The 26,946-nt window shown below is 57.7% G+C and carries 26 protein-coding genes; 9 read left to right on the top strand and 17 right to left on the bottom strand.

Annotated elements, in window-relative coordinates:
• Window positions 1-70: 70 nt before the first annotated feature.
• The 3 genes from hemN to FJD38_RS16955 all read left to right on the top strand — a co-directional run bounded on the left by hemN (window position 71) and on the right by FJD38_RS16955 (window position 2,936).
• Window positions 71-1,453 carry an oxygen-independent coproporphyrinogen III oxidase gene (gene hemN, locus FJD38_RS16965; RefSeq protein WP_146386448.1) on the top strand — a complete coding sequence of 461 codons (1,383 nt, stop codon included), beginning with the start codon at window positions 71-73 and terminating at the stop codon, window positions 1,451-1,453.
• A 145-nt stretch (window positions 1,454-1,598) separates the two neighbouring features.
• On the top strand, window positions 1,599-2,333 hold the full coding sequence (gene fnr / locus FJD38_RS16960; RefSeq protein WP_122782168.1) for a fumarate/nitrate reduction transcriptional regulator Fnr: 735 nt from the start codon (window positions 1,599-1,601) through the stop codon (window positions 2,331-2,333).
• A gap of 57 nt (window positions 2,334-2,390) precedes the next feature.
• Window positions 2,391-2,936, top strand: coding sequence for an adenine phosphoribosyltransferase (locus FJD38_RS16955; RefSeq protein WP_146386446.1), 546 nt, complete (start codon window positions 2,391-2,393; stop codon window positions 2,934-2,936).
• A 280-nt stretch (window positions 2,937-3,216) separates the two neighbouring features.
• Here FJD38_RS16955 and FJD38_RS16950 read toward each other — a convergent pair whose 3' ends face one another.
• From FJD38_RS16950 to FJD38_RS16910, 9 genes are all read right to left on the bottom strand, one after another.
• Window positions 3,217-4,143, bottom strand: a complete 927-nt coding sequence (locus FJD38_RS16950) for a ketoacyl-ACP synthase III (protein WP_146386444.1) — start codon at window positions 4,141-4,143, stop codon at window positions 3,217-3,219.
• Window positions 4,144-4,512: 369 nt separating this feature from the next.
• Window positions 4,513-6,084 (bottom strand): flagellar hook-associated protein 3, encoded by a 1,572-nt coding sequence (locus FJD38_RS16945; protein WP_146386442.1) that lies wholly within the window; start codon window positions 6,082-6,084, stop codon window positions 4,513-4,515.
• 14 nt (window positions 6,085-6,098) lie between these two features.
• Window positions 6,099-8,120, bottom strand: a complete 2,022-nt coding sequence (gene flgK, locus FJD38_RS16940) for a flagellar hook-associated protein FlgK (protein ID WP_146386440.1) — start codon at window positions 8,118-8,120, stop codon at window positions 6,099-6,101.
• A gap of 10 nt (window positions 8,121-8,130) precedes the next feature.
• Complete coding sequence (flgJ, locus tag FJD38_RS16935) at window positions 8,131-9,393, bottom strand: flagellar assembly peptidoglycan hydrolase FlgJ (RefSeq protein ID WP_146386439.1); 1,263 nt, start codon at window positions 9,391-9,393, stop codon at window positions 8,131-8,133.
• A gap of 10 nt (window positions 9,394-9,403) precedes the next feature.
• Window positions 9,404-10,513 carry a flagellar basal body P-ring protein FlgI gene (locus tag FJD38_RS16930; RefSeq protein ID WP_122782162.1) on the bottom strand — a complete coding sequence of 370 codons (1,110 nt, stop codon included), beginning with the start codon at window positions 10,511-10,513 and terminating at the stop codon, window positions 9,404-9,406.
• A 12-nt stretch (window positions 10,514-10,525) separates the two neighbouring features.
• Complete coding sequence (gene flgH, locus FJD38_RS16925; protein WP_122782161.1) at window positions 10,526-11,221, bottom strand: flagellar basal body L-ring protein FlgH; 696 nt, start codon at window positions 11,219-11,221, stop codon at window positions 10,526-10,528.
• Between the two features lie 22 nt (window positions 11,222-11,243).
• Window positions 11,244-12,029, bottom strand: coding sequence for a flagellar basal-body rod protein FlgG (gene flgG, locus FJD38_RS16920; RefSeq protein WP_122782160.1), 786 nt, complete (start codon window positions 12,027-12,029; stop codon window positions 11,244-11,246).
• A gap of 45 nt (window positions 12,030-12,074) precedes the next feature.
• Window positions 12,075-12,815 (bottom strand): flagellar basal body rod protein FlgF, encoded by a 741-nt coding sequence (locus FJD38_RS16915; protein WP_146386437.1) that lies wholly within the window; start codon window positions 12,813-12,815, stop codon window positions 12,075-12,077.
• A 334-nt stretch (window positions 12,816-13,149) separates the two neighbouring features.
• Window positions 13,150-14,712 (bottom strand): sigma-54-dependent transcriptional regulator, encoded by a 1,563-nt coding sequence (locus FJD38_RS16910; protein ID WP_122783829.1) that lies wholly within the window; start codon window positions 14,710-14,712, stop codon window positions 13,150-13,152.
• 278 nt (window positions 14,713-14,990) lie between these two features.
• Here FJD38_RS16910 and phhA point away from each other — a divergent pair, with 278 nt between their 5' ends.
• From phhA to FJD38_RS16890, 6 genes are all read left to right on the top strand, one after another.
• The gene (gene phhA, locus FJD38_RS16905) at window positions 14,991-15,782 is read left to right on the top strand and encodes a phenylalanine 4-monooxygenase (protein ID WP_146386435.1); all 792 of its coding nucleotides are present in this window, start codon (window positions 14,991-14,993) and stop codon (window positions 15,780-15,782) included.
• Between the two features lie 44 nt (window positions 15,783-15,826).
• On the top strand, window positions 15,827-16,183 hold the full coding sequence (locus FJD38_RS16900) for a 4a-hydroxytetrahydrobiopterin dehydratase (protein ID WP_122783831.1): 357 nt from the start codon (window positions 15,827-15,829) through the stop codon (window positions 16,181-16,183).
• Window positions 16,183-17,379 (top strand): amino acid aminotransferase, encoded by a 1,197-nt coding sequence (locus FJD38_RS16895; RefSeq protein WP_146386433.1) that lies wholly within the window; start codon window positions 16,183-16,185, stop codon window positions 17,377-17,379. Before FJD38_RS16900 ends, FJD38_RS16895 begins: the two co-directional genes overlap by 1 nt.
• A gap of 169 nt (window positions 17,380-17,548) precedes the next feature.
• The gene (locus FJD38_RS25005) at window positions 17,549-17,680 is read left to right on the top strand and encodes a hypothetical protein (RefSeq protein WP_267903982.1); all 132 of its coding nucleotides are present in this window, start codon (window positions 17,549-17,551) and stop codon (window positions 17,678-17,680) included.
• A gap of 86 nt (window positions 17,681-17,766) precedes the next feature.
• Window positions 17,767-17,943, top strand: coding sequence for a hypothetical protein (locus FJD38_RS24575; RefSeq protein ID WP_167654281.1), 177 nt, complete (start codon window positions 17,767-17,769; stop codon window positions 17,941-17,943).
• A 26-nt stretch (window positions 17,944-17,969) separates the two neighbouring features.
• Complete coding sequence (locus FJD38_RS16890) at window positions 17,970-19,196, top strand: MFS transporter (protein ID WP_146386431.1); 1,227 nt, start codon at window positions 17,970-17,972, stop codon at window positions 19,194-19,196.
• A 67-nt stretch (window positions 19,197-19,263) separates the two neighbouring features.
• On the opposite strand, the gene arfB is transcribed toward FJD38_RS16890, so the two are convergent.
• From arfB to FJD38_RS16850, 8 genes are all read right to left on the bottom strand, one after another.
• Window positions 19,264-19,677, bottom strand: coding sequence for an alternative ribosome rescue aminoacyl-tRNA hydrolase ArfB (arfB, locus tag FJD38_RS16885; RefSeq protein ID WP_146386429.1), 414 nt, complete (start codon window positions 19,675-19,677; stop codon window positions 19,264-19,266).
• Window positions 19,678-19,765: 88 nt separating this feature from the next.
• Window positions 19,766-21,187: an amino acid permease gene (locus FJD38_RS16880; RefSeq protein ID WP_122783835.1), complete on the bottom strand. Its 1,422-nt coding sequence runs from the start codon at window positions 21,185-21,187 to the stop codon at window positions 19,766-19,768.
• Between the two features lie 712 nt (window positions 21,188-21,899).
• Window positions 21,900-23,093, bottom strand: a complete 1,194-nt coding sequence (gene rluB / locus FJD38_RS16875; protein ID WP_122783836.1) for a 23S rRNA pseudouridine(2605) synthase RluB — start codon at window positions 23,091-23,093, stop codon at window positions 21,900-21,902.
• Window positions 23,094-23,216: 123 nt separating this feature from the next.
• On the bottom strand, window positions 23,217-23,408 hold the full coding sequence (locus FJD38_RS16870) for a DUF1289 domain-containing protein (RefSeq protein ID WP_146386427.1): 192 nt from the start codon (window positions 23,406-23,408) through the stop codon (window positions 23,217-23,219).
• A 176-nt stretch (window positions 23,409-23,584) separates the two neighbouring features.
• Entirely contained in the window at window positions 23,585-24,538 is a 954-nt protein-coding gene (gene scpB, locus FJD38_RS16865) for an SMC-Scp complex subunit ScpB (RefSeq protein ID WP_146386424.1), read from the bottom strand.
• Between the two features lie 12 nt (window positions 24,539-24,550).
• Window positions 24,551-25,249 (bottom strand): segregation and condensation protein A, encoded by a 699-nt coding sequence (locus FJD38_RS16860; protein WP_199750859.1) that lies wholly within the window; start codon window positions 25,247-25,249, stop codon window positions 24,551-24,553.
• A 122-nt stretch (window positions 25,250-25,371) separates the two neighbouring features.
• The gene (locus FJD38_RS16855; RefSeq protein WP_122783840.1) at window positions 25,372-26,004 is read right to left on the bottom strand and encodes an L-threonylcarbamoyladenylate synthase; all 633 of its coding nucleotides are present in this window, start codon (window positions 26,002-26,004) and stop codon (window positions 25,372-25,374) included.
• A 13-nt stretch (window positions 26,005-26,017) separates the two neighbouring features.
• Window positions 26,018-26,881: a PHP domain-containing protein gene (locus tag FJD38_RS16850; RefSeq protein ID WP_146386420.1), complete on the bottom strand. Its 864-nt coding sequence runs from the start codon at window positions 26,879-26,881 to the stop codon at window positions 26,018-26,020.
• Between the last annotated feature and the right edge of the window lie 65 nt (window positions 26,882-26,946).

Raw genomic sequence — 26,946 nt, 5'->3', positions numbered from 1 at the left:
TATCAAGGCCTGACCCATTTCCAGCCCCTAGAATCCAGAGCATTGACAGCCATCCCAGGGGAATGCCCGCATGCTCGACGCCATTCGTTGGGACTCAACTTTAATTCGCCGCTACGATATTGCCGGGCCCCGCTACACCTCATACCCGACGGCGGTGCAGTTCAATAATCAGGTCAGCCCCTTCGACCTGTTGCATGCTCTGCGCGAAAGCCGCAAGGCGCTGCGCCCGCTGTCGCTGTATGTGCACGTGCCCTTTTGCGCCAATATTTGCTACTACTGCGCCTGCAACAAGGTCATCACCAAAGACCGTGGTCGAGCGCAGCCTTACCTGCAACGACTCGAACAAGAAATCCAGAAAGTCGCCTGCCACCTTGACCCCAGACAAAAAGTCGAACAGTTGCACTTTGGCGGGGGCACACCGACGTTTCTCAGCCACGATGAGCTGCGCCAGCTGATGCTGACATTGCGCAAACATTTCAACTTGCTGGATGACGACTCGGGCGATTACGGCATCGAAATCGATCCGCGAGAAGCTGACTGGTCAACCATGGGCCTGTTGCGCGAGCTGGGTTTCAACCGCGTCAGCATCGGCCTGCAAGACCTCGACCCGCAAGTGCAGCGCGCCGTGAATCGCCTGCAAAGCATGGAAGAAACCCGCGCGGTCATCGACGCGGCCCGCACCTTGCAGTTTCGCTCGATCAATATTGACCTGATCTATGGGTTGCCCAAACAAACCCCGCAAGCCTTCGCGAATACCATCGAAGAAGTGATCAACCTGCAGCCGGATCGTTTGTCCGTATTCAATTACGCGCACTTGCCCGAGCGCTTCATGCCACAGCGGCGGATCAACCCTCTGGAGCTGCCCTCACCTGCTGAAAAGCTACAGATGCTTGAGCACACCATTGAGCAATTGACCCGCGCCGGTTACCGCTACATCGGCATGGATCATTTCGCCCTGCCGGACGACGAACTGGCCATCGCTCAGGAAGAATCAACACTGCAACGCAATTTTCAGGGTTATACCACCCACGGCCATTGCGACCTGATCGGGCTTGGCGTATCGGCCATTAGCCAGATCGGCGACCTGTACTGTCAGAACAACAGCGACCTGACGCAGTACCAGCACGCCCTGAGCAGCGGTCAGCTCGCCACCAGCCGCGGGCTGGTGTGCAATCAGGATGATCGAATTCGCCGCGAGGTCATTCAACACATCATCTGCAACCTGCACCTGCCGTTCGCCCCTGTAGAACAAGCCTTCAACATCGACTTTCGGGGTTACTTTGCCCCGCAGTGGCCCGCCTTGCAGCGAATGGCAGCCGATGGCTTGATCGCCCTGGACGCTGAACAATTGACCGTGCTGCCCGCAGGCCGGTTACTGGTGCGTTCTGTGTGCATGGTCTTCGATGCGTACCTGGAAAAGGCCAATCGAGAACGATTTTCGCGAGTGATCTAAGTGCTTTTAACGTTCATCAACCTGTTAATCCTGCGTGATGCCGCCATGAGACTTAGGTCGCGGCACCGCTATGGTGCACTGGCCTCGACCTCGTGGCTGAGTTACCCTTGCAACTTATGTGTGTTTTCCCACAAGGATTGAAGAAATGTCCGAGCCAGTAAAACTGCGCGCTCATAGTCAGGCCAACTGCAAGGATTGCAGCCTGGCCCCTCTTTGTTTGCCACTTTCGTTGAATCTGGAAGACATGGATGCGTTGGAGGAAATCGTCAAGCGCGGTCGTCCCTTGAAAAAAGGCGAGTTTCTGTTTCGCCAGGGCGATCCATTTGGCTCGGTCTACGCGGTACGCTCCGGGGCACTGAAGACATTCAGCCTGAGCGACTCGGGCGAAGAGCAAATCACTGGCTTTCATCTGCCCAGCGAGTTGGTGGGTTTATCCGGCATGGGCACAGAGGCGTACCCCGTCTCCGCACAGGCACTGGAGACCACACCTGTATGCGAAATACCCTTTGAGCGTCTGGACGAACTGTCCGTACAACTGCCGCAACTGCGCCGCCAGCTGATGCGCATCATGAGCCGCGAAATTCGTGACGATCAGCAAATGATGTTGTTGCTCTCGAAAAAGACCGCCGATGAGCGGATTGCCACCTTTTTGGTGAATCTGTCGGCGCGCTTCCGGGCTCGCGGCTTCTCTGCAAACCAGTATCGTCTGAGCATGTCGCGCAATGAAATCGGTAACTACCTGGGCCTGGCCGTTGAAACTGTTTCTCGCGTGTTTACCCGCCTGCAAGAAAACGAGTTGATCCAGGCAGAGGGCAAAGAAGTCCATATTCTTGACCCGATCAAGCTATGCGCCTTGGCCGGTGGTTCACTGGAAGTCTGAATTCGTCACGGTCCGGGTTATACTGACGCGCTTAACGCACACCAGGATAGCCCGACCATGGTCGCCGACGATTTTTGCCTCAAACCCTTGATTCGCCCTGTAGTTGACTTCCCTAAAAAGGGCGTCATTTTCCGCGATATCACGCCGCTGTACCAATCACCACGCGCCATGCGTGTCATCGCCGATACCTTTATCCACCGTTACGTCGAGGCTGATTTCAGCCACATCGGCGCAATGGACGCGCGCGGCTTTCTAATCGGTTCGGTGCTCGCGCATCAGCTCAACAAACCGTTAGTTCTATTTCGCAAGCAAGGGAAGTTGCCTGCTGACGTATTGGCCGAAGGCTATCAGACAGAATATGGCGAAGCCTTTCTTGAAGTGCACGCTGACAGCTTGTGTGAAGGCGACTCGCTGCTGATCGTCGATGACCTGATCGCTACGGGCGGCACACTGATCGCCGCCGCCAACCTGGTACGACGCATGGGGGCGCAGGTGTTTGAAGCCGCCGCCATTATTGATTTGCCAGAACTGGGCGGCTCCAAGCGCTTGCAAGAGATGGGCGTGCCCACCTTCTGCCTGACCGAGTTCTCGCTCACAGAATGATTGAAGGCACCTTCACTCTCGTGCTCAAGGCATACAGTACGGTTTCTTGTGTTTGCCGAGAGATCCCCCAGGCAGGAGACGTAGCCTCGCGGAGCTCGTCAACTGCTACGGATTTCGGGATCTAGCGCGCTTTGTTGATCTTGATCTGGCTTTTGATCTATCAGCAACCACGCTGGCCTCACACAGGTTTTGCGCAGCGGGTGACCCCAACGCAAAACGCCCATGGCGTATCAGGCCATGGGCGTTTTGATCGTACCGCTTGAAGCGTGAAGCCTGTTCTTTACGGCCGATAGATAATCGCCGAGCCCCACGACAAGCCCACACCGAAGCCGCTGAGCGCAACGCGCTTCCAGGTGGCGTTCATCACGTGTTTTTCCAGCAGCAGCGGAATGCTCGAAGACACGGTATTGCCGGTCTCGACCATATCCTTGATGAACTTCTCAGGCTCACCCTCAAAACGACGGGCGACCGCATCGACAATCGCCGCACTGCCCTGATGGATGCAGAACGCGTCGATGTCTTGAGAGGTCAAGTTCGACTCTTGCATCAGCTCATGCAAGTGCGCAGGCACTTTAAGCAGCGCAAAATTGAACACCTGACGACCGTTCATAAAGAACACGCCATCTCTGACCTTCAAGTGCGGCGCCCCGGAGCCGTCGGTGCCGAACTTGGCCTTGCCCAACTGCCAGGGAGCGTCTTCACCCATCCAGGTAGCCGTGGCGGCGTCGCCAAACAGCATGGTGGTGTTGCGGTCTTCAGGGTCGACGATTTTCGAATACGGGTCGGCAGTGATCAGCAGGCCGTTTTTAAGGCCTGTGGCTTCCATGAAGCCTTTCATCGCGTAAATGCCGTAGACGTAACCCGAGCACCCCAGGGAAATATCAAAGGCGGCGACGTGGGTCGGCAGACCGAGCTTGTCTTGAACGATGGCAGCGGTATGTGGCAAGCCTTCTGCATCACCGTTTTGGGTAACGACGATCAGCGCGTCGATGGATTCGCGCTTGAGCTGCGGATTGTTGGCGAACAGCGCATTGACAGCTTCGACACACAGATCCGAGGTTTCCTGGTCAGCACCTTTGCGCGGCAGGAAGGCCGAGCCAATCTTGCCCAGAATGAATTCTTCGTCCTTGGAGAATTTCGCGCCTTGAGCGTAGTTGTCTACGCCGTCTGCAGGCACGTAACTGGCGATGCTTTTAATGCCAATCATTGTGGCTTCCCAATACTGAATAGCTGGAGATCACCGCTCGAACAATCGAGGGGCGTTAACAATAAAAGGGCTTGAATGGGCGCCTGAAAATACAAAAAATAGCCCGTAAATGGCTCGGCACCCGCCCGTATGCTGCACACGATACAGTGAGATGCGCGTTGTGACTCACAGGTCACGCTATTTTGTATGGTTTTTACAAAACATTTCGCGCGATCCCTGGCGATTCGTAGCAGCTGCCGCAGGCTGCGTCCGATTGCGAAGCGATCGCAAAACCTGCCAGATGTGTGCGACGCACCCTTCAAATCGCTGAATTTACGACGGCTTCGCCGCCGGACGCAGCCTGCGGCAGCTGCTACGTATTTGAGTGCGTTAGAGCTGGTTAAACAGGCTCAACTGGGCGATTTTGACGAACGCCAGTTGCGAGGCTTCCAACATGGCTTTCTGGAACGCCAGATCAACCGACGCACTGGCCATATCGGTATTGCCAATGGCCGACATGGTGGTGTCGTTGGCCAGCCCCATGCTGGTGTTGGCGTCCGCCTGAATATCAATGGCATTAAGGCGCGAGCCAATGGAACCACGCGCTATGTCCACGTGCTCGCTGGCATTGCTCAAATTACCGATGGTAGCGCTGAGCACATCGCGCTGCTTGAGCTTGGCCACCGGATCATTATCGGTGGGTACCAATAGCGCCTTGCGAATCTCGCTGAGTGTGTCCAGAGCACTCTGGTTTTTGTGGTTATCAGCACTCACCACAAATTGGTCGCCCGCCTTGGGCGCATCTGAGAAATCAAATTTAACCCCGGCCGCCGTCACCGAAGTGCCGGTCATGGTGCCTTCGGCCAGCGGCTTGCTGTTGGCGCTCAATGGCTGCGCAAACACTTGATATTCGGTGTCGCTGGTGAATTTGATCACCGCCCCGCTGCTGGGGAAGCTGTCACTGTACTTTTTCGTGTCAGCGATACTCGCACTGGTCAATTGCGCCGTAGAGGTATTGCTCGGGGTGCGTGACACATTGAAGCTGTCGGGCTTGGCTTCAAGCGTAAAGGCCTTGTTCTTGGCCAGTGCATCCTGAGCCACAGTGTCTTCAGCGCCGCTGAAATCCATGCCGATATCAAACTGAACGCCGCGCAAGTTGACGCTGTGAGCGCCTTCTTTGGTTGAATCGAACGTCCCGTTACCGGCTATTTCAGAGGTAATGTCCTTACCCGCGCCATCAGTCAAGGTGAACTGATTGCTGCTGGTGAACGTCAAGGTGTAGGGCTGACCTGCCGTAAACCCCTGGTCATACACCGCCGTTGAAGTCACCGTGCCCGCTGTAATAGACACCTTGCCGTCATTGACCGCCGGAGGCAGCAGCGTTGCTTGAGTGCGCCCGGTATTCGGGGAGCCTTCCAGAAAACTGCGGGCAGTGTCACTGCCGGCCATCGTGATGGTGTCCGAGACCTTCAGGTTCAGCTGAATGTCATCGCCCTGGTAGGTATAGGTGCCGTCATTGTTGCGCGCATACGGCGGCGTTGAGGTTTTGGAACCCGAAAACATGTAGTTGCCGTCGGCATCCTTGCTGTTAAGCAAGCTGAAGACTTGTTCTTCGATGCCGCCAATTTCATTGGCAATAGAAGAACGGTCGGCATCACTGATAATGCCACCCGCCTGAATGGTCAGGTTTTTAGCCTTTTGCAGCGCCGTATTGATGCTGTCCAGAATGCTTTCCTGATTGTTCAGGGAAGCCTTGATGGTATTCATGTTGGTGCTGTACTGCCCCAGCATGTCTTTTTGCTGCTGCAACAATAACAACTGCGCAGCACCGGCCGGGTCATCACCTGCGGACTGGATGCGCACACCCGAGTCAATCTGGGTCTGGGTTTTCACCACCGACGAAAAATTGTTCTGATAGGTCGCGCTGGTCGACTCATAAAACTGGGATGTGGAAATGCGCATCGTCGAAGGCTCCCTTAAAGGCTGTTGATCAGCGTGGTGAAGGTTTCTTGCGCCGCTTTAATGATCTGCGACGAGGCGGTGTAGTACTGCTGAAACTTGACCAGATTGGACGCTTCTTCATCCAGGTTGACCTGAGACACCGAGTTGCGCACTTCCTTGGCATAGGACAGCGCCGCCGTGTTGGCCGTGGCATCCACTTTCGCCTGGCTGGCCTTGCCACCCACCGATGAAACCAGTTGGGTGTAAGCCCCCGTCATGCTCACCCCGCCGCCCCCGGCAGTCACCCCAACGGTGGCTTTGGTTTGCAGGTCCAGCAGCAAGTTGGCGTTGGTGTTGTCGGCCTTGGCGTCCTTGTTGAACTTGATGTCAAAGCTGTCGCCCTTGCCCGGCGAGCCGCTGAAGGTGGTGTCAAAAGCGATCTGGGTCTTGGTGCCGTCAGCATTGGTGACGGGCACATTGATCGTTACTTTGTTGCCTTGGCCCGGCACGATGGTGCCCGTGCCGATCTCATCGCCTTTTTCATTCAGTACGCGGTAGCCCTGCGTGCCATTGACCGCTTCGTCAAAGGCAATGCGAACCGGCATTGCGCTTTCAATCTGCGACTGCTTCAGCCCCAAAGCTGCCCCGCCGTAGATATCCAGCGCCGCAGACAGGCTCGGCGTGCTCACAGCGCCGGTGCCGGTGTTCGAGCTGCCTACACTGGCCACCAATGGCGCAGCAAAGGCCAACTGACTCGAATCGGTCATTTGCACGCCGATGGCGCTGGCGCCATTACGGGTGGGGCTGACTTTGAACGTATCGCCCTTGCTCAAATCCCCGCCATTGAGGGTCATCGTAAAACCGTCGATCACGGCGGCCGGTTTTTGATCCAGCTTGAACGAGCCCATGCTGGTGCCGTCCGAGCGCTTGACGGTGTAGTCGTTGTCGCTGCTGAACGTGACTTGATAATCGTAGGTGGTCAGCGCACCGCTGTCGGTAATGCTCACGTCCAGGTTGCCAGAGTTCACATTGTTGCTGGACGAAGCCAGGCTGCGCTGGCTGATGGCCTGCGCGCTGTTGATGTTATTGAACAATGACGAGCCAAACTCGCCATTGGCATCCAGCCCCTGACCCAACTGCGTGTTGATCGCGTCGGCCACCACCATCGCGGTGCGCCCCAGATCATTCATGGCCGGCGCCAGCACGTCTTCGCGATAGCGCAACAGACCGCCGATCTTGCCGCCACTGATCACCGAGGTCACATCGGAGGTGGACTGCGGGTAGTTGATCTGAATGGTGAACTGGCTCTTGTCGACTTTGCCCGGTACCGCCGAAATCGTGTTGGAGGTGCTGCCCTGCACCAGCGACTGGCCCGTCCCCAGCGTCACGTCGTAAACGTTGTCGTGCTCCTGAACTGTCACCCCGACCAGCTCATTGAGGCTGCGAACGGTTTCGTTGCGCGCATCCAGCAGGTCGTTCGGTGTATTGCCGGCGGTGGTCGCCTGAGCAATCTGCTTGTTCAACGAGGCAAGGGTCGCCGTGTGCTGGTTAACCAGAGAGGTCAACGTATCGAGCTGACTGTTGATGCCCTCGTTCTGCTGGTTGAGCTGGGACGAAATCGAGTTGAAGCGGTTGCTCAACGTCTGCGCACTGGTTAGCAGCAACTGGCGTGACGAGGTATTGCCGGGCGCCGCGGCCGAGGTTTGCAGGGCGGTAAAAAAGCTGCTCAACGCGGCCGATACGCCGGTGCTGGAGTCAGACAGCAACTTGTCGACCGAGCCAATCTGATCGAGATAGGCCTGAGCGTCGCCGTTGAGCGAGGTGGTGGTTTGCAACTGGGCGTCGAGGTAGGCGTTGTACACACGGCGCACATCGGCCAGGGTGGTGCCGGTGCCGATAAACACCCCGCCCACTTGCTGAGAGGCCGCCGTGCCCTGCACGATCTGCTGACGCGAGTAGCCCGAGGTATTCGCGTTGGCAATGTTGTTGCCCACCGTCGCCAAAGCCCCCTGGCTGGCATTGAGCCCCGACATCCCGATGTTGATCAAACTCGCCATGGTTCAAACCTTATAAATTCGTTAAAGAACCCGTCGAGACGTAGCTCTGGTAGGTCTTCATTTGCTTGGCTATCTGCGAAATCTTGCTCGCATACTCGGGGTCGGTCGCGTAACCGGCCTTTTGCAACTCTCGAACAAACTGCTCTGGTTTATCGGCCGAGCTCAGCACTTCTTTATAACGATTGTTGCTTTGTAACAGCGTGACCAGATCGTGGAAGCTGTCTTGATATGAGTCGTAGGAACGGAAGTCCGCCGTTTCCTTGACCATCTGCCCACCCTTGAATTCGCTGGTGATGGCTCGCGCCTGCGCGCCTTGCCAGTTGCCCGTGGCTTTGATGCCGAACAGGTTGTGGCTGCTGCTGCCGTTTTGCTGGCGCATCACCGATTTGCCCCACCCGGTTTCGAGCGCGGCCTGGGCCACCAGATACAGCGGGTCCACGCCGATACGGTCGGCTGCCTGTTGCGCCATCGGCAGCATCGTGGCGACAAAGGCATCCGGCGACTCGAACGCTTGCTTGGCCGGCGCCAGCGGGGGCTGCGCCACGGCACGCCCATAAATCTGCATACGCCCTTGCACGCCGTTGGCACTCAGCATGGGCTGGCGACTGCCTTTGAGCACGGCGTCCAGACCCGGCGAGGTACGCCCCGGCACCGTGCCGGTATTGAGGGTCGAGCGCGCCGGGTCGGCAGAAGGCACGATGCCCGCCAGCAGACGATCGGTCAGCTTGCTCGGCAAGGCCAGGCGGCGCTGATTGATCTTGACCATGTCATTTTGATGACCCCCTTCGGCCGCAGCAGGCGCGGCTACCCGCGCACTCCACAAGGCACGCTGCCCCGAGGCGCGAACGAACGGGCTGGTGGTGGTCGCCGCCGCCGTCGTTGGCGCAGGTGTTTTGGCTTCGTTTGTCAGCGCCGTGGTCACCACGGCATCGCCCGGCGCAGTGGGCTTGTTCTTAGACATCTGGCGCATCAAGACGTCGGCCAGACCAATGCCGCCGCCCTGTCGGGATAACGTCACCGACAATTGCTGGTCGTACATCTCTTGATACTGCTTGGCGGCCGGGGTATTGAGCGGGTTGTCCTTGCCCAGCACCTCGTTGGCCGAGCGCATGGACTTGAGCATTTCATTGAGGAACAGCGACTCGAACTCCTGCGCCACCTTGCGCATATTGCTGTCGCTTTCGCGATCACCCACTTTCAGGCTGTTGAGCCGGTTCAGGTCGGTAAACGCCCCCGAATCGCTGCTACTGACGCCGCGCTTGCTCAAGTCCATAACGTCAGCCTCAAATCACGATCAGGTCGGCTTGCAACGCACCGGCCTGTTTAAGCGCTTCGAGAATCGCCATCAAATCTCCTGGCGCCGCACCCACCTGATTTACCGCCCGGACAATTTCGTCCAGGGTGGTGCCCGGGCCGAACTTGAACATCGGCTTGGCTTCTTGCTGAGCGTTGATGCGTGAACGCGGCACCACCGCCGTCTCGCCGTTGGACAGCGGGCCGGGCTGGCTGACAATCGGATCTTCGGTAATGGTGACGGTCAGGCTGCCGTGCGTCACGGCGGCCGGCGACACTTTGACGTTCTGGCCAATCACGATAGTGCCGGTGCGTGAGTTGATGATGACCTTGGCCACCGCCTGCCCCGGATCGACCTCAAGGTTTTCCAGAATCGACAGGTAGTCGACCCGCTGGCTTGGGTCCAGCGGTGCGGTCACGCGCACCGAGCCTCCATCAATCGCCTGCGCCACACCGGGGCCGAGCAAGTCGTTGATTTTGTCGACAACGCGCTTGGCCGTGGTGAAGTCGGAGCGGTTAAGGTTCAACGTCAGGCTATTGCCCTGATTGAAACCGCTGGGCACGGCCCGTTCAACCGATGCACCGCCCGGAATACGCCCGGCTGACGGCACGTTAACGGTGATTTTCGAGCCGTCGCGGCCTTCGGCATCAAACCCGCCCACCACCAGATTGCCTTGCGCCACGGCGTAAACATTACCGTCAATGCCCTTGAGCGGTGTCAGCAACAGCGTGCCGCCGCGCAGGCTTTTGGAGTTGCCGATGGAGGACACGGTGATGTCGATCACTTGACCCGGCTTGGCGAAAGCGGGCAAGTCGGCGCTGATGGACACCGCCGCGACGTTTTTCAACTGCACAGTACCGGTGCCTGCGGGCACCTTGATGCCGAACTGCGACAGCATGTTGTTGAACGTCTGCAAGGTGAACGGGGTTTGCGTGGTCTGGTCGCCCGTACCGTTAAGTCCGACCACCAGGCCATAACCAATCAATTGGTTGGAACGCACGCCGGAAATGCTGGCAATGTCTTTCAACCGCTCGGCGTGAACACCCAGTGAGGTCGATAACAGCAATAGCGCTGCCAGCAAATGCTTGAGGTTGGACATGGAGGCCATCACCTAGAACGGGAACAGTGGGCTAAGGAAGAAACGGTCGAACCAGCCCGGCTGGCTCGCATCGGCAAACGAACCGGTGCCCGAATAGGTAATGCGCGCATCGGCCACCCGGGTCGAAGACACCGTGTTGTCGGTGGCGATGTCATCGGCGCGCACCAGCCCGGCAATACGCACCAGCTCGTCACCGGTATTGAGGGTCATCCACTTCTCACCCCGTACCGCGATGATGCCGTTAGGCAACACATCGGCCACGGTCACGGTGATTGAGCCGGTCAGGCTATTGCCCTGCCCGGCCTTGCTGTCGCCCTTGGTCGCACGGCTGCCGCTGTAACCGGCATCCAGGCTCAAGTCACCTCCGCCCAGCGGGTTGTTAGTGGTCAGACCGCCACCAAACAAAGACGTCAGGCCGATGCTGGTGTTGCTGTTTTTACCAATGGCCGAGTTGGCGTTTTTGCTCGCCTGAGTTTTCTCGTTCAGGGTAATGGTGATGATGTCACCGATGCGAAACGCCTTGCGGTCGCTGTACAGGTTCTGTTCAAAGCCTGCCTGGTAAATCGAGCCGTTGTTAGCCGCTGCCGGCAGCGGCGTGCGCGGCAGTACAGGGGCATAGTACGGATCGTTAGGGCGTGGCGGCGGGCTGACACAGCCTGCCAGAAATGTGACAGCACCCAGTGCCAGAACAGAATACAAGCGCTTCATGACCTCTCCCGCTTTTACGTAATTACAGATTTTGCGTAACAAACGACAACATTTGATCGGCGGTGGAAATCACTTTGGAGTTCATCTCATAAGCACGCTGCGTGGTGATCATGTTGACCATCTCTTCCACGGTGCTGACGTTCGAGGTCTCAAGGGTGCTCTGCATGGTCAAGCCAAAACCGTTGAGGCCTGGCGTACCGATTTGCGGCGCGCCGCTGGACGCGGTTTCAAGGAACAGATTGCCGCCCTGAGCCTGCAAACCGGCCGGGTTGATAAAGTCGGCGGTCTGCAAGTTGCCAATCACCTGTGCTGCCGGGTTGCCGGCAATGGTGACGGATACCGTGCCGTCCTGACCGACCGTAAAGGTCTGGGCATCCGCCGGCACCACAATCGCCGGCTCAAGGGCAAAACCGTTGGCAGTCACGATCTGGCCATTGGAGTCCAGATGGAAGGTGCCGTCGCGCGTGTAAGAGGTTGTACCGTCAGGCTGCATGATCTGGAAAAAGCCCCGGCCATTGATCGCCATGTCCAGCGGCTGGTCGGTGGTTTGCAGGCTGCCCGTCGAGAAGTTCTTCTGGGTACCGACAATCCGCACCCCGGTGCCCACTTGCAGGCCGGACGGCAGTTCGCTGTCCTGGGTGGACTGAGCACCCGGCTGGCGTTTGATCTGATACAGCAAGTCCTGAAACTCGGCGCGATCACGTTTGAAACCCGTGGTCGAAACGTTGGCCAGGTTGTTGGAAATTGTCGTCAGGTTGGTGTCTTGTGCAGCCAAACCGGTTTTTGCAACCCACAGTGCTGGAAGCATCGTGCTCTCCTCGCGCGCCAGTTTTTCGGCGCAGCGTTTAAGTTATTAGCTCATTGCCAGGACGCGGGTCATGGCTTGATCGTCTTCTTTGGCGGTGTTCATCATTTTGATGTGCAGTTCAAACTGCTTGGACAAGGCCAGCACCGAGGTCATCTCATCGACGGCATTGACGTTGCTGGCCTCCAGAAAGCCCGACACCACCTTCACATTGGCATCGGCCACCGCCGGTTGACCGTTGTTGGTATGGATCAGACCATCAAGGCCTTTGCTCATGGTCTTGAGGTCGGGTTGAACCAGCTTGATACGGTCGACCTGAGCCATGACCTGCGGGCCTTCACCTTGGGCACGGATCGAAATGGTGCCGTCTTCGCCGACTTCGATTTGCTGCTGGGGCGGCACGGCAATAGGCCCGCCATTGCCCATGACCGGCATGCCATTGCCCGCACGCAGAATGCCCAATGCATCGACATTCATGCTGGCCGTTCGCACATAGGCTTCACTGCCATCGGGCGCCTGTATCGCCAGCCAACCGTCGCCAGAGACCGCCACATCCAGATCACGACCGGTTTCGACCATTGCACCGGGGCTGAAATCGGTGGCCGGCCGTTCGCTCAAGGCGAAGGCACGTGCCGGGAAGCTGTCGCCAAACACCGGCATGGAGCGCGCTTGCTCAAGGTCGCGTTGAAAACCGTTGGTCGAGATGTTCGCCAGATTGTTGGCATGCGCCTTTTGCGCCAGTGCGTTCTGACTGGCGCCGGTCATTGCCACATAAAGGTACTTGTCCACAGTCTTTCCTCTGTCTGACGGACGCTTGCCGCCCACCGCTGTACTACAGAGCGTCTAGCAATTTGCGCACCAACTTTTTTTTGACGGTAGTAAAGGCTTGTGTGGCGGGGTTATGGCGGATTGTGCGAGGCACGGAAGGCAGGTCAAAGACAGAAAAACGGCGGGGTTATGCCGGTTGCGGCAAGGGATGTCCTGGTGGAGACCGCTAAACCCTCACCCTAACCCTCTCCCAGAGGGAGAGGGGACTGAATTGTGGTGTGGTCACGATTAGCGACTCGCCTCGATCAAGCCCCCTCTCCCTCTGGGAGAGGGCTGGGGTGAGGGTCTCGGGTCATCACTCCCTGCCCGGCTTGATAATCTCGTGCTCGCGCAATTTATTGGCGATGGTCGTATGCGACACCCCCAGCCGCTTGCCCAGCAGGCGACTGCTCGGGTGCTCGAGATACAACTGCTCAAGTACCGCTTTTTCAAATCGCCCGACTATCTGGTCCAACCCGCCGTGCAGCGAAAACTCACCCAACGGCTGCTGCACACCGTAATCAGGCAGGCGTATATGCTCAGCCTTGACCACCCCGCCGTCGCACAATGACACCGCCTGAAACAGCACGTTTTCCAGCTGGCGGACATTGCCCGGCCAATGGTAATGACTCAGGCGTTCCATCGCAGCAGGCGCCAGACGCGGCAGCGGGCAACCAATCTGGCGACTGGCCTGATCCAGAAAGTGCTCGACCAAAGGCTCCAGCCCGTCCAGGCAATCACGCAACGGCGGAATGTGCAGCGACAACACATTAAGCCGATGGTAAAGATCCTGACGAAATTCACCGCGCGCACACAGCTCCGACAAATCAACCTGGGTGGCGCACATCACCCGCACATCGAGGTAAACCTCTTCGTCGCTGCCGACCCGGCGAAAGCAACCATCCTGCAAGAACCGCAAGAGTTTGACCTGCAACCGCGGGCTCATTTCCCCCACACCATCCAGAAACAGCGTACCGCCCGCTGTCAATTCCAGCAGCCCCAACTTGCCTTCTGCCCGCGCACCTTCAAAGGCGCCCGGCCCGTAGCCGAACAGCTCGGTTTCGGCCATCGACTCCGGCAACCCCGCGCAATTAAGCGCCATCAGCGGCGATTGCCCGCGCGGGCTGGCCAAATGACAGGCCCGGGCCAACAGCTCTTTGCCGGTGCCGGTTTCGCCTTCTATTAACAGTGGCGCATCCAGGGGTGCCATGCGCCGGGCTTCACGCACCACCGCCGCCATGACTTTCGAGCTTTGGAAAATACTGTCGAACCCGCGCAATTCCTGCTTGCGCACGTTATAGATCTGCTCACCGACGCGGTCAGCGCGGTGCAACGTCAACACCGCACCCGCCATCGCCTCGCTTTCGTCGTGCTCCAGCTGCAAGGGGGCAATGTCGGCCAGAAATACCTGCCCTTTGATTTTGACGCGCAAGCCATTAATCCGCGATTTATTGGCGCGCACCAGCTCGGGCAAATCAAAATCTTCGGCATAGCGCGACAGGGCAATGCCCGGCACTTCATCCACGCGCACCCCGAGCAACTGCGCAGCTGCCCGATTGGCCGCGACGATGGAGCCGCCCATATCGATGGACAACACCGGAAACTCCAGCGCACCAAGCAGCGCATTAAGCTCCATATGCCTGCGTTCGCTGGGCATCAAACCCACCCGCTTGACCCCAAACACACCGGCAATGGTTTCGAATTTGGGACGCAATGCCTGAAATTGCAGATTGATCAGGTTAGGGCAGAACAGGTAAATCGCATTGCCTTGATCACCGCCCACCTCCCCGCGCTTGACGTTGATGCCATAGGCAACCAACAAGTTAAGAATGTCGCGAAGAATGCCAATCCGGTTTTGGCAGTGGACTTTGATACGCATGGGGCATGGCTCGGGTGAATAGATAAAGGGTCGGGCATTAATTACAGCGTGAATCTGTTGCACCTTGTTTTTAAGCGGCACGATTTTTTGACAGTAAGTGTGGCTGAATTCGCAAGCACACCAACATAACGGCGCATTCGTAACGAAAACTTTACGCCATAACCGCATCATCCCAGCATTCAAGGCTTTAGGCCAGCTGCACGTCACCAAGACCTGAGGTATCAATAAGGCATCGCACACCACCGAATAATAAGAACGATTGCCTTGCGGAGAGCCCCATGAAGCAAACGAAATACGTCGCTCGCGAGCCGGATGCCAATGGCTTTATCGACTACCCCGCCGCTGAACACGCGGTGTGGAATACCTTGATTACTCGCCAGTTGAAGCTGCTGAACGGTCGCGCTTGCCCGGAATACCTGGAAGGCATCGAAAAACTCGCCCTGCCCCACGATCGCATTCCCCAGCTCAGCGAAATCAATGAGGTGCTGGCCGCTACCACTGGCTGGCAAGTGGCCCGTGTGCCCGCGCTGATCCCTTTCCAGACCTTCTTTGAATTGCTGGCCAACAAGCAATTTCCGGTGGCAACCTTTATTCGTACCCCCGAAGAACTGGATTACCTGCAAGAGCCCGATATTTTTCACGAGATTTTCGGCCACTGCCCATTGCTGACCAACCCGTGGTTTGCCGAGTTCACCCACACCTATGGCAAGTTGGGCCTGCAAGCGAGCAAGGAGCAGCGCGTGTACCTCGCCCGCCTATACTGGATGACCATTGAGTTTGGTCTGGTCGACACCCCCGAAGGCAAACGCATCTACGGTGGCGGTATTCTTTCGTCGCCCAAAGAAACCATTTACAGCTTGTCCGATGAACCCGAACATCAAGCCTTCGACCCGCTCGAGGCCATGCGCACGCCTTACCGCATCGATATTTTGCAGCCGCTGTATTTTGTCCTCCCTGACTTGAAGCGGCTGTTTGATCTGGCTCACGAAGACATCATGGGCATGGTCGAGAAAGGGATGACCCTGGGGCTGCACACCCCCAAGTTCCCCCCTAAACCCAAAGCCGCTTGAAACGCTTTCAACTCATCAATAAAAAACGATTTCAGGAATACATCATGAACGCACTGAACCAAGCCCACTGCGAAGCCTGCCGCGCTGATGCTCCACAGGTCAGCGATGAAGAGCTGCCTGTCCTGCTCAAGCAAATACCAGACTGGAACATCGAAGTTCGCGACGGTGTGATGCAATTGGAAAAGGTATTTGCATTCAAAAACTTCAAGTTCGCACTGGCCTTTACCAATGCGGTGGGCGAGATCGCCGAGGCTGAAGGCCATCACCCGGGCCTGTTGACCGAATGGGGCAAAGTCACCGTGACCTGGTGGAGCCATTCAATCAAAGGCCTGCACCGCAACGACTTCATCATGGCCGCACGCACCGATGAAGTCGCCAAAACAGCCGAAGGCCGCAAGTAATGCACTTTGCAGCGATTGGCCGAGTACCGGGCGATCCGATTCTGGGGTTGATCGACGCTTACAATCAGGACCCGAATCCGGACAAATTCGATTTGGGTGTGGGCGTGTACAAGGACGCGAAAGGTCAGACGCCGATTCTGCCGTCAGTCAAGCGAGCCGAGCAACGCCTGGTCGATCACCAACAAACCAAAACCTACATCGGCGGCCATGGCGACAGCCATTTCGGTCAACTGATCAGTGAGCTGGTGCTCGGCAGCCACTCGCCTCTGCTGGCCAGCAAACGCGCAGGCGCCACACAAACACCCGGCGGCACCGGTGCGCTGCGTCTGGCCGCGGACTTTATCGGCCACTGCTTGCCGGGGCGCGGTATCTGGTTGAGCGATCCGACCTGGCCGATTCATGAAACCATTTTTGCCGAGGCCGGCCTTAAAGTCAGTCACTACCCGTATGTCGGCAATGACAACAAGCTCAATGTCGCGGGCATGCTGCAAGCGCTGGAAGCAGCCCCCAAAGGCGACGTGGTGCTGCTGCATGCCTGCTGCCACAACCCGACCGGTTTTGACTTGGCTCAGGCTGACTGGCTGCAGGTGCTGGAAGTGGTACGTCGGCGTCAATTGCTGCCGTTGATCGACTTTGCCTATCAGGGTTTCGGTGACGGCCTGCAAGAAGATGCATGGTCCACACGCCTGTTCGTACGCGAACTGCCAGAAGTGTTGATCACCAGTTCCTGCTCGAAAAACTTTGGCCTGTACCGTGAACGCGTGGGTGCATTGATTGTGTGCGCGGGCGACGCCGAAAAACTGACGGACGTGCGCAGCCAATTGGCCTTTCTGGCTCGCAATCTGTGGTCCAACCCGCCCGACCACGGCGCTGCTGTCGTCGCCACCATCCTGGGCGATGCCGAATTGAAATATCAGTGGACGCAAGAAGTCGAGACCATGCGCACTCGTATTGCGCAACTGCGCAGCGGTTTGGTCGAAGCCCTCGCCTCATTCGGGCTGGCCGAGCACTTTGCCCATATCAATGAGCAGCGCGGCATGTTTTCTTACACCGGCCTTACCGCCGATCAGGTCAAACTACTGCGTGAGAAACACAGCGTGTACATGGTCGGCTCTGGTCGAGCCAATATGGCCGGCGTGGACGGCACGCGCCTGAATCAACTGGCCAAGGCGATTGCGCAGGTGTGTACCCGCTAAAGGCATAACCCGTCATCGCTGCCTGCAACAGCGATGACATTCAGGCGGACAACATAAAAATGAAAAGTTCGACATAATTCCTGCCAGACGCAAGAAAAAGACAAATTGTCACACTCCCTCCTGTATCCTTAGCCAGCTACTTAATGCACAACCAGCGAGGAGCGCGACGATGCACGAAATCCCAAACCTCCCCTTCCCAAGCCTGCACGAACCCGAGCAGCCAACCCCGCAACACACCAGTGGCGAAAACCCCGCACTGGATGAGGCTCAAGACAGCCTCAAAGCCGACAGCGAAGACTGAACGCTTGCCTATCAGGCGGTGCGAAAAGCCAACGGTTTTTCACACCGTCTGACACAATTGCTGCCCGTTCCCTCCAGGATTTAAGCGTGACCGATACTTTCAGTGAAACCCAGGCCAGCGTTCTGATTGGCACAGCCGAACAAATGATTGAGCTCTGGGAGCGTCTAACCCCCGAGAAACAGGCTACTCTGCTAAAACGTTTTGGCACCCAAGAGAATGCTCTGGCGGCCTTGATCGCAACCCGCCTGGTTGCCCCGCTTTAACCTCGCACCCGCAGGACCTTCGCCCCATGCCTGAAACACAACGTCCACTGGCGGTCACACTGCAAGTGGTGTCCATCGTTCTGTTTACCTTTATCGGCTATCTGAATATCGGCATCCCGCTGGCTGTACTGCCCGGTTATGTACATAACCATCTGGGTTACGGCACGGTCATCGCAGGTCTGGTGATCAGCGTCCAGTACCTGGCGACATTGCTGAGTCGCCCTTACGCCAGTCGCATCATTGACACCCAAGGCAGCAAGCGGGCCGTAATGATCGGACTGGCCGGCTGCGGCTTGAGCGGCGTGTTCATGCTCGCCTCCAGCTGGCTGACCGCCGTCCCTGCACTGAGTCTTGCCAGCCTGTTGATCGGTCGCCTGGTATTGGGCAGCGCGGAAAGCCTGGTAGGCTCGGGCTCCATCGGCTGGGGCATTGGTCGGGTGGGCGCCGCCAACACCGCCAAGGTCATTTCCTGGAATGGTATCGCCAGTTACGGGGCAATTGCCGTTGGCGCGCCACTGGGCGTGGTGATGGTCGCCCATCTGGGCATGTGGAGCTTGGGCGTAAGCATCATCGCCCTTGCAACACTGGGTTTATTGCTGGCATGGCCCAAGCTGGCGGCACCGATCGTCAGCGGCGTACGCTTACCGTTTCTGCACGTCCTGGGCCGCGTCCTGCCCCACGGCACAGGGCTGGCGCTGGGCTCAATTGGCTTTGGCACCATCGCGACCTTTATCACGCTTTACTACGCGACCAACCAATGGGAAAACGCCGCCCTGTGCCTGAGCGTGTTTGGTGCCAGCTTTATCAGCGCGCGCTTACTGTTTGGTAACTTGATCAACCGCATTGGCGGCTTTCGGGTCGCCATTGCTTGCTTGAGTGTCGAAACTCTCGGCCTGCTGCTGCTCTGGTTGGCACCCAACCCGCAATTGGCACTGGCCGGTGCGGCACTGAGCGGCTTTGGTTTCTCACTGGTATTTCCGGCATTGGGCGTGGAAGCCGTCAATCTGGTGCCCGCCTCAAGCCGGGGGGCGGCCGTTGGCGCGTATTCGCTGTTTATCGACCTGTCTCTGGGGATTACCGGGCCTTTAGTGGGCGCGGTTGCAGCGGGCTTTGGCTTTGCCTCGATCTTTCTGTTCGCGGCTCTGGCTGCGTTTAGCGGGCTGCTGTTGAGCGTGTATCTGTATCGGCAAGCCAACCGCGCAAGGCTCAGCCCTCACCCCAACCCTCTCCCGGAGGGAGAGGGCACTGAATAGCGTCTGGCCAACTCGTTCGAGTCCCCTCTCCCTCTGGGAGAGGGTTAGGGTGAGGGTGCTTTGACAATTAAAAATCCACTTTCCCACGCCCGGCCTTAATACTGCCGCGCTTGGTCTTGGATTCCAGTCGACGTTTTTTTGAGCCCAGCGTCGGTTTGGTCGCACGGCGTTTCTTTTCAACCTTGGTGGCGCTGAGAATCAACTCGGTCAGCCGCTCCAGCGCATCGGCCCGATTCTGCTCCTGTGTACGGTACTGCTGGGCTTTGATGATCAGCACCCCCTCACTGGTGATGCGACTGTCACGCAGCGCCAGCAAGCGCTCCTTATAAAAAGGCGGCAACGACGAATTAGGAATGTCGAAGCGCAAGTGCATGGCACTCGAGACCTTGTTAACGTTCTGCCCGCCCGCACCTTGCGCCCGAATCGCTGTCAGCTCGATCTCGGCATCGGGAATGTGCACGTTATTGGAAATCACCAGCATTGAAAATCAGTCCTCTTCAAGGCGTGCAGGATACCCCACAAACAACAAACCCGGCGCAATGGCCGGGTTTGTGGGTCTTTCGCTGCGCTTACTTGGTCGCTGAACTATAGCTCGCTACCGAAGCCTGCCCGGCGCGCTTGTTTTTGATCAGATAACACACCCACATAAACACCACCCAAACCGGAATCGCGTACACCGACACACGAATACCCGGAATCATCAGCATGATGATCAGGATAAACACCACGAACGCCAGGCAAATGTAGTTGCCGTACGGATACCACAGCGCCTTGAACAGCGAGGTTTGCCCGGTTTTATCCATGTGCTGGCGGAACTTGAAGTGCGAAAAGCTGATCATCGCCCAATTGATAACCAGAGTCGCCACAACCAGCGACATCAACAGCTCCAGGGCATCGTGGGGCATCAGGTAGTTGAGCAACACGGCAATCACCGTCACCGCAGCCGACGCCAGAATCGAGTTGACCGGCACGCCACGCTTGTCGATTTTGGCCAACACTTTCGGCGCATCGCCCTGTTGAGCCATGCCCAGCAGCATGCGGCTGTTGCAGTAAGTGCCGCTGTTGTACACCGACAACGCAGCGGTCAACACCACAAAGTTGAGGATGTGTGCCGCGGTATTGCTGCCCAGCATCGAGAACACTTGAACAAACGGGCTGCTGCTGTAGCTGTCGCCACCGGCATTAAGGGTTTCAAGCAGCGCATCCCACGGGGTCAGAGACAACAGCACCACCAGTGCGCCGATGTAGAAAATCAGGATCCGGTAGATCACCTGGTTGATCGCCTTGGGGATCACGGTACGCGGCTGGTCCGCCTCGGCAGCTGTGAAGCCGAGCATTTCCAGACCACCAAAGGAAAACATGATAAAGGCCATCGCCATCACCAGCCCGGTGATGCCGTGAGGGAAGAAACCGCCGTGCTCCCACAGGTTACTGACTGAAGCCTGAGGGCCGCCGCTGCCGCTGACCAGCAAATAGCTGCCCAGTGCGATCATGCCAACAATGGCAACGACCTTGATGATAGCGAACCAGAACTCAGCCTCGCCGAACACTTTGACATTGGTCAGATTGATCACGTTGATCAAGACGAAGAAGGCCGCGGCCGAGGCCCAGGTCGGGATCTCGGGCCACCAGTAGTGCACGTATTTACCGACGGCCGTCAGCTCTGACATGCCCACCAGAATGTACAACACCCAGCAGTTCCAGCCCGACATGAACCCGGCGAAACCGCCCCAATACTTGTGCGCAAAATGGCTGAAAGAGCCAGCCACAGGCTCTTCGACGATCATTTCGCCAAGCTGGCGCATGATCATGAACGCGATAAAGCCGCAAATGGCATAGCCCAGAATCATCGACGGGCCAGCAGACTTAAGCACCCCGGCCGAGCCAAGGAACAAGCCAGTACCAATCGCGCCACCCAGGGCGATCAGTTGAATATGACGATTTTTCAGGCCGCGTTTAAGCTCGCCCGAATGCGAGGAATTTGCACTCATTGAAAAAGGTCCCACACAAGGTTTGATGGCGTTCAGTGCGATGTAGCTTGAGCACCAGAGGCAGTGATCGAAGGGTCTACAACACAAATCAAACCCCAGCGCAGACGCCAGGAATCCAAGGTTGTTTCACGAGTCATGCGTCACCTGTTTGTTTTTATCTGTGACGGAATCGAACCCGCAATGCTTGTGGCATCACGGAATTGGCAAGGCGGATATGCCTTCGAGTTCTGGCCGATCAACGCAGCATGAGCGGCGCAGAAGGCGCGGGTACGCCAATGAGTCACAGTTAAAACGCGGCGCATTGTACACCCGCACGCAAGCAAGATCCCATCACACCGCTGCTGGCAAGACGAAACAAGCCAAGAAATCCGTAGGAAGCGTCCAAAAAGCTGAATAAGCGGAAGTATTTCATTACAGATGGCAGATATAGATCGTATTTAGCCGATAAGTGCTTGAATTTGTATAAAATTATTTACGAGCCGTAAAGAAATCTTTCCGCTTATTTAAGCGCTAACTTGTAGCCGCTGCCGCAGGCTGCGCCCGGTTGCGCAGCAAGCGCAAATCCTGAGTGCGAGGTCTTTCTGATTCACCGCGATAAATGATTTCACGATTGCTTCGCAACCGAACGCAGCCTTCGGCAGCGGCTACACCGCAGGCAAAAAAAAACGCCAACCCCTGGGGGTTGGCGTTTTTTGGGTGACGCTAAAGCCTGTTATGGCTTGCGACGACCGAAGCCCGGACGCTGGCCGGAACCGGTCGGTGCGCCACGACGCTTGCCCGACGGTGCATCGTCAACCAGCTTGGGGCCCGAACGGCTCGGCTTGGTTGGACGCTTGTTGATTTCGCTCGGACGCTCGGCCACAGGTGCACCGCGACCCGCAGGCACACGGTCGGTACGACCCGACGGTTTGCGCGCAGGACGTGCAGCTTCATCACGGGCCGGACGACCAGGGCGCTCGCCTTCGATGTGTGGCTGACGCGCTGGACGCGGAGCCAACGGAGCACCTTCGGCCGGACGCAGGGTGCGTGCAACGCGATCAACGCGAGCCACCGGACGCGACGACTTGCGCTGCATACGCTCAAGCTTGTCTTTGCTCTTGGCATTCATCTCCGGCATGGCAACTGGCGTCAAGCCAACTTCAGCACTGAGAATGTCGACTTCGTACTGGCTCATTTCGCGCCAGCGACCCATCGGCAGGTCGGAGTTGAGGAATACCGGGCCGAAACGCACGCGCTTCAGGCGGCTAACCACCAGCCCCTGGGACTCCCACAAACGACGCACTTCACGGTTACGGCCTTCCATCACCACGCAGTGGTACCAATGGTTGAAACCTTCGCCGCCCGGTGCTTGCTTGATGTCGGTGAAGCGCGCAGGGCCGTCTTCCAGCACTACGCCCGCCTTGAGGCGCTCGATCATCTCGTCATCCACTTCGCCACGCACACGCACCGCGTATTCACGGTCCATTTCGTAGGAAGGGTGCATCAGGCGGTTAGCCAGCTCACCGTCAGTGGTGAACATCAGCAAGCCAGTGGTGTTGATGTCCAGACGACCGATGTTGATCCAGCGGCCTTCTTTTGGACGCGGCAGCTTGTCAAATACGGTCGGACGGCCTTCAGGGTCGTCACGGGTGCAGATTTCGCCGTCAGGCTTGTTGTACATGATCACGCGGCGAACCGACTCGGCGGCCTCTTCACGCTTGATCACTTTGCCATCGATGGAAATGGCGTCATGCAGGTCGACACGCAGACCCAGAGTTGCATCTTTGCCATTGACCTTGATGCGGCCCTGGCTGATCCAACTCTCAACGTCGCGACGCGAACCCACGCCAATACGGGCGAGAACTTTTTGCAGTTTTTCGCCTGCTGGGCCAATTTCCTGGCTGTCTTTAGGGTCTAGATCTTTCATCTGGGCACCTCCCGGTGTGTCGATTCAGGCATAAGCCTGAGGTCTTAAAAAGGGTCCTGGCGCTCGAACGAGCGCCGAAGGGTCGCGAATCATACGCTGATGTAGCGCTTTGCGCATCAACGCTTACTTCTTTTTCCGCCGGCCGGTGGCTTGCAGCGCGAGCAAGCGCAAGGCCGATTCCGCCACTACAGTTCGCTTCTCATCCTTGTCGAGCGACTTCCAGGCTTTGACTTCACGCTTGGTCCGCCCGCACCCCAGACAAATATCGTCGGCGAATTTGCAGACGCCGATACAGGGGTCTTTGATTGAACTCATGGTTAACCTCCCAGATGCCAGGATCGCAAACTTCGTAGCAGCTGCCGCAGGCTGCGTCCGATTGCGAAGCGATCGTAACTTCGCCCCCCAAAATGACCTGTCATACGCCAGCGCTTGAATTTACGACGGCTGCGCCGCCGGACGCAGCCTTCGGCAGCTGCTACGACGTACGGCGGTCAATCTTCCAGCTCGCGGCGCTCCTGTTCGATGGCGTCGGCCAACGCCCGAGCCTCAAGCTCTTCGTCACTCAAAGCGGCTCGCTGCTCAAGGGCATCCACGGCTGCGCGCAACCGCTCGCGGGCCAGCTCGGCCGCAGACGGTTGCTGCGGTTGTGGCTGTGCCTCTGGTAGTGATTGAGCCTCTGGCACAGGCATTGGTTCATCACTTGCCACTTGCGGCTCATCACTGGCAACTGGATCGCGCAGCAGGTCATCAAAGTCGGTTTTAAGACCTTCTTCCATCGAGTCCAGTTCCGTCAGCAACGTACGGAAACTGGTCTCGTCTTTCGGCTCTTCCGGCTCCGCACTTTCGTCGGCCAACGCCTGCAAATGGGCCGGTACCGGGGCATCGTCGAAGTCGAGGATGGGGTCCGGTTCCAATTCGCGCAGCTCTGCCAGAGGCGGCAAGTCGTCGAGGTTTTTCAGGTTGAAGTGATCCAGAAAGCCCTTGGTGGTGGCAAACATCGCCGGTCGCCCCGGAACTTCGCGGTAACCCACCACACGAATCCATTCACGCTCCAGCAGGGTTTTGACGATGTGACTGTTAACCGCCACACCTCGCACATCTTCAATCTCGCCACGGGTGATGGGCTGACGGTAAGCAATCAGGGCCATGGTTTCGAGCATCGCGCGCGAGTAACGCTGCGGGCGCTCTTCCCACAGACGGCCTACCCACGGCGAATACTTTTCGCGGATTTGCAGGCGATAGCCCGACGCAACTTCTTTAAGCTCAAACGCCCGCCCCTCACAGGATTTACGCAGTAATTCGAGGGCTTTCCTGAACACGGGCGGCTCAGGGCGCTCGCCCTCTTCAAACAGCTCAAACAGGCGTTCAAGGCTTTGCGGCTTTCCCGAGGCCAACAAAAAGGCCTCAAGCAAGGGGGCCAGCTCGCGGGATTCAGTCAAATTCATGGTTTCAGCTCTTTATTCGGCTTTCGCCCGCACATGGATCGCCGCATAGGGCTCGTTCTGCACCAGTTCAATCAGTTGCTCTTTGACCAGTTCCAGAATGGCCATAAAGGTCACAACGACGCCCAGCTTGCCTTCTTCGGCCGTGAACAGCTCAACAAACGGCACAAAACCGCCGCCTTTGAGGCGTTCCAGCACATCACTCATCCGCTCACGGGTGGACAATGCCTCTCGGCTGACCTGATGGCTCTCAAACATGTCACTGCGGCGCAACACGTCAGCCATGGACATCAGCAACTCTTCGAGCGCCACATCCGGTACCAGCTTGCGCGCTCGCGCTTCGGGCGCATCCAGTTTGGGCACAATAACATCGCGCCCTACCCGGCTTAACCCGTCCAGACCTTCTGCGGCGGCCTTGAATCGCTCGTACTGCTGCAAACGCCGGATCAATTCAGCACGCGGGTCGCCTTCGTCTTCTTCGACTTCGGCTGAACGCGGCAACAGCATGCGTGACTTGATTTCCGCCAGCATGGCGGCCATCACCAGATATTCGGCCGCCAGTTCCAGACGCACGGTTTTCATCAGCTCGACATAACCCATGTACTGACGGGTAATTTCTGCCACCGGAATATCGAGGATGTTGATGTTCTGCTTGCGAATCAGGTACAGCAGCAAATCAAGCGGGCCTTCGAACGCATCGAGAAATACCTCCAGCGCATCCGGCGGGATGTACAGGTCCAGCGGCATCTCGATAACGGCCTGGCCGTACACCATTGCAAACGGCAGTTCTTGCTGGGCGCCCGCTTGATCGTGCTCAACGGTTTCTACGTCAGACATCAGGCCTCAACCATAAACGGCGTTGGATCACCGCACCCGACACGCACGACATAGGGATCATCCGCATCCACCAGGTTGATGACCGTGGAGGCCTTATGACCACCAAAGCCACCATCAATGATCAGGTCGACCTGCTTGTCCAGCTTTTCACGAATCAGATCCGGGTCTTCCAGCGGCTCCGTTTCGCCCGGCAGAATCAGCGTGACACTCATCAGCGGCTCACCCAGTTCCTCCAGCAACGCCAAGGCAATCGGGTGATGCGGCACCCGCATGCCGATGGTGCGGCGCTTGGGATGCAGCAGCAAGCGGGGTACTTCGCGGGTAGCGTTGAGGATAAAAGTGTAAGGCCCTGGCGTATGGGCTTTGAGCAAGCGGAACACGCCGGTTTCGACCTTGGCAAACAACCCCAGTTGCGACAGGTCGCAGCACATCAGGGTGAAGTTATGCTTGTCGTCCAGATTACGCAGGCGTTTGATGCGGTCGATGGCGTGCTTGTCACCGATCTGGCAGCCCACGGCATAAGACGAATCGGTGGGATACACCACCACCCCACCCTTTTTGATAATTTCAACGGCTTGTTTGATCAACCGCGGTTGCGGATTTTCCGGATGAATCTGGAAAAATTGGCTCACAGTGTTTCCCTGTTCAGACGTTGGCCACGGGCGGTTCTAATTTGAATCGACGCCACAAGGGCGGCAAATCTTCCGGAATGGGGCGGTACTCGCCGATCTCGGACCATCCACCCGGGCCATGAAAGTCACTGCCGGCACTGACCAGCAGACCGAACTCACGCGCCAGGATCGCCAGACCACCGACTTGTTCTGCCGGCTGGTGCCCGTTGACCACTTCAATCGCGTGACCCCCAGCTTGAATATAGTCGCCAATCAGGCGACGACGCTTGCTGCGGGTGAAATCGTAGTGCGACGGGTGCGCCAGGCTGATCCACGCGCCCGCCGCACGCAAGGTGGCAACGGTGTCTTCAAGGGTCGGCCAGTGTAATTTGACGTCGCCCAGCTTGCCCGCGCCCAGCCACTTGCGAAACGCTTCGGCACGGTCCTTGACGTAACCAGCCTCGACCAGAAAGTCCGCGAAGTGCGGGCGGGCTGGCGCATTGCCGCTGTCACCCAAGGTTTGCTGGATGGCTCGCGCGCCTTCCAGTGCGCCGGGCATGCCTTTGAGCGCCAGCTTGCGGCTGATTTCTTCAGCCCGCAGCCAACGGCCGTCATGAAGCTTGGCAATAGCCTCGACCAGCGCCGGCGCATTCACGTCAAAGCCGTAACCGAGCACATGAATCGTTGCACCGCCCCAGGTGCAGGACAATTCAACGCCATTGATCAATGTCATGTTCAACGCCAGCGCGGCTTCGCGGGCCTCGTCCAGACCTTCAAGTGTGTCGTGATCGGTCAGGGCCAGGACTCGCACACCTTTCTCGAACGCACGCGCAACCAGTACGGCGGGCGCCAACGCGCCATCAGACGCTGTGCTATGGCAATGCAAGTCAATTTCCACGGGAATTTAATAACCTCTAGCTGACACTTTCGCTGTCATTGATGTTTGTTATTATGCCGCCACAT

Source organism: Pseudomonas saxonica (genome assembly GCF_007858365.1).
GTDB classification, from domain to species: domain Bacteria; phylum Pseudomonadota; class Gammaproteobacteria; order Pseudomonadales; family Pseudomonadaceae; genus Aquipseudomonas; species Aquipseudomonas saxonica.
This window is presented reverse-complemented; position numbering and strand designations above follow the sequence as displayed.

Bases quoted from the DNA above. Each gene is read 5' to 3' on its own strand.
- FJD38_RS16945 (WP_146386442.1), bottom strand. From the start codon at position 6,084: ATGCGCATTTCCACATCCCAGTTTTATGAGTCGACCAGCGCGACCTAT.
- FJD38_RS16895 (WP_146386433.1), top strand. From the start codon at position 16,183: ATGCACTTTGCAGCGATTGGCCGAGTACCGGGCGATCCGATTCTGGGG.
- FJD38_RS16930 (WP_122782162.1), bottom strand. From the start codon at position 10,513: ATGTCCAACCTCAAGCATTTGCTGGCAGCGCTATTGCTGTTATCGACC.
- FJD38_RS16890 (WP_146386431.1), top strand. From the start codon at position 17,970: ATGCCTGAAACACAACGTCCACTGGCGGTCACACTGCAAGTGGTGTCC.
- flgH (WP_122782161.1), bottom strand. From the start codon at position 11,221: ATGAAGCGCTTGTATTCTGTTCTGGCACTGGGTGCTGTCACATTTCTG.
- scpB (WP_146386424.1), bottom strand. From the start codon at position 24,538: ATGAATTTGACTGAATCCCGCGAGCTGGCCCCCTTGCTTGAGGCCTTT.
- flgJ (WP_146386439.1), bottom strand. From the start codon at position 9,393: ATGGACTTGAGCAAGCGCGGCGTCAGTAGCAGCGATTCGGGGGCGTTT.
- phhA (WP_146386435.1), top strand. From the start codon at position 14,991: ATGAAGCAAACGAAATACGTCGCTCGCGAGCCGGATGCCAATGGCTTT.
- FJD38_RS16950 (WP_146386444.1), bottom strand. From the start codon at position 4,143: ATGATTGGCATTAAAAGCATCGCCAGTTACGTGCCTGCAGACGGCGTA.
- FJD38_RS16955 (WP_146386446.1), top strand. From the start codon at position 2,391: ATGGTCGCCGACGATTTTTGCCTCAAACCCTTGATTCGCCCTGTAGTT.
- arfB (WP_146386429.1), bottom strand. From the start codon at position 19,677: ATGCTGGTGATTTCCAATAACGTGCACATTCCCGATGCCGAGATCGAG.
- FJD38_RS16900 (WP_122783831.1), top strand. From the start codon at position 15,827: ATGAACGCACTGAACCAAGCCCACTGCGAAGCCTGCCGCGCTGATGCT.
- FJD38_RS25005 (WP_267903982.1), top strand. From the start codon at position 17,549: ATGCACGAAATCCCAAACCTCCCCTTCCCAAGCCTGCACGAACCCGAG.
- fnr (WP_122782168.1), top strand. From the start codon at position 1,599: ATGTCCGAGCCAGTAAAACTGCGCGCTCATAGTCAGGCCAACTGCAAG.
- flgK (WP_146386440.1), bottom strand. From the start codon at position 8,120: ATGGCGAGTTTGATCAACATCGGGATGTCGGGGCTCAATGCCAGCCAG.
- FJD38_RS16880 (WP_122783835.1), bottom strand. From the start codon at position 21,187: ATGAGTGCAAATTCCTCGCATTCGGGCGAGCTTAAACGCGGCCTGAAA.
- rluB (WP_122783836.1), bottom strand. From the start codon at position 23,093: ATGAAAGATCTAGACCCTAAAGACAGCCAGGAAATTGGCCCAGCAGGC.
- FJD38_RS16870 (WP_146386427.1), bottom strand. From the start codon at position 23,408: ATGAGTTCAATCAAAGACCCCTGTATCGGCGTCTGCAAATTCGCCGAC.
- hemN (WP_146386448.1), top strand. From the start codon at position 71: ATGCTCGACGCCATTCGTTGGGACTCAACTTTAATTCGCCGCTACGAT.
- FJD38_RS16910 (WP_122783829.1), bottom strand. From the start codon at position 14,712: ATGCGTATCAAAGTCCACTGCCAAAACCGGATTGGCATTCTTCGCGAC.
- flgG (WP_122782160.1), bottom strand. From the start codon at position 12,029: ATGCTTCCAGCACTGTGGGTTGCAAAAACCGGTTTGGCTGCACAAGAC.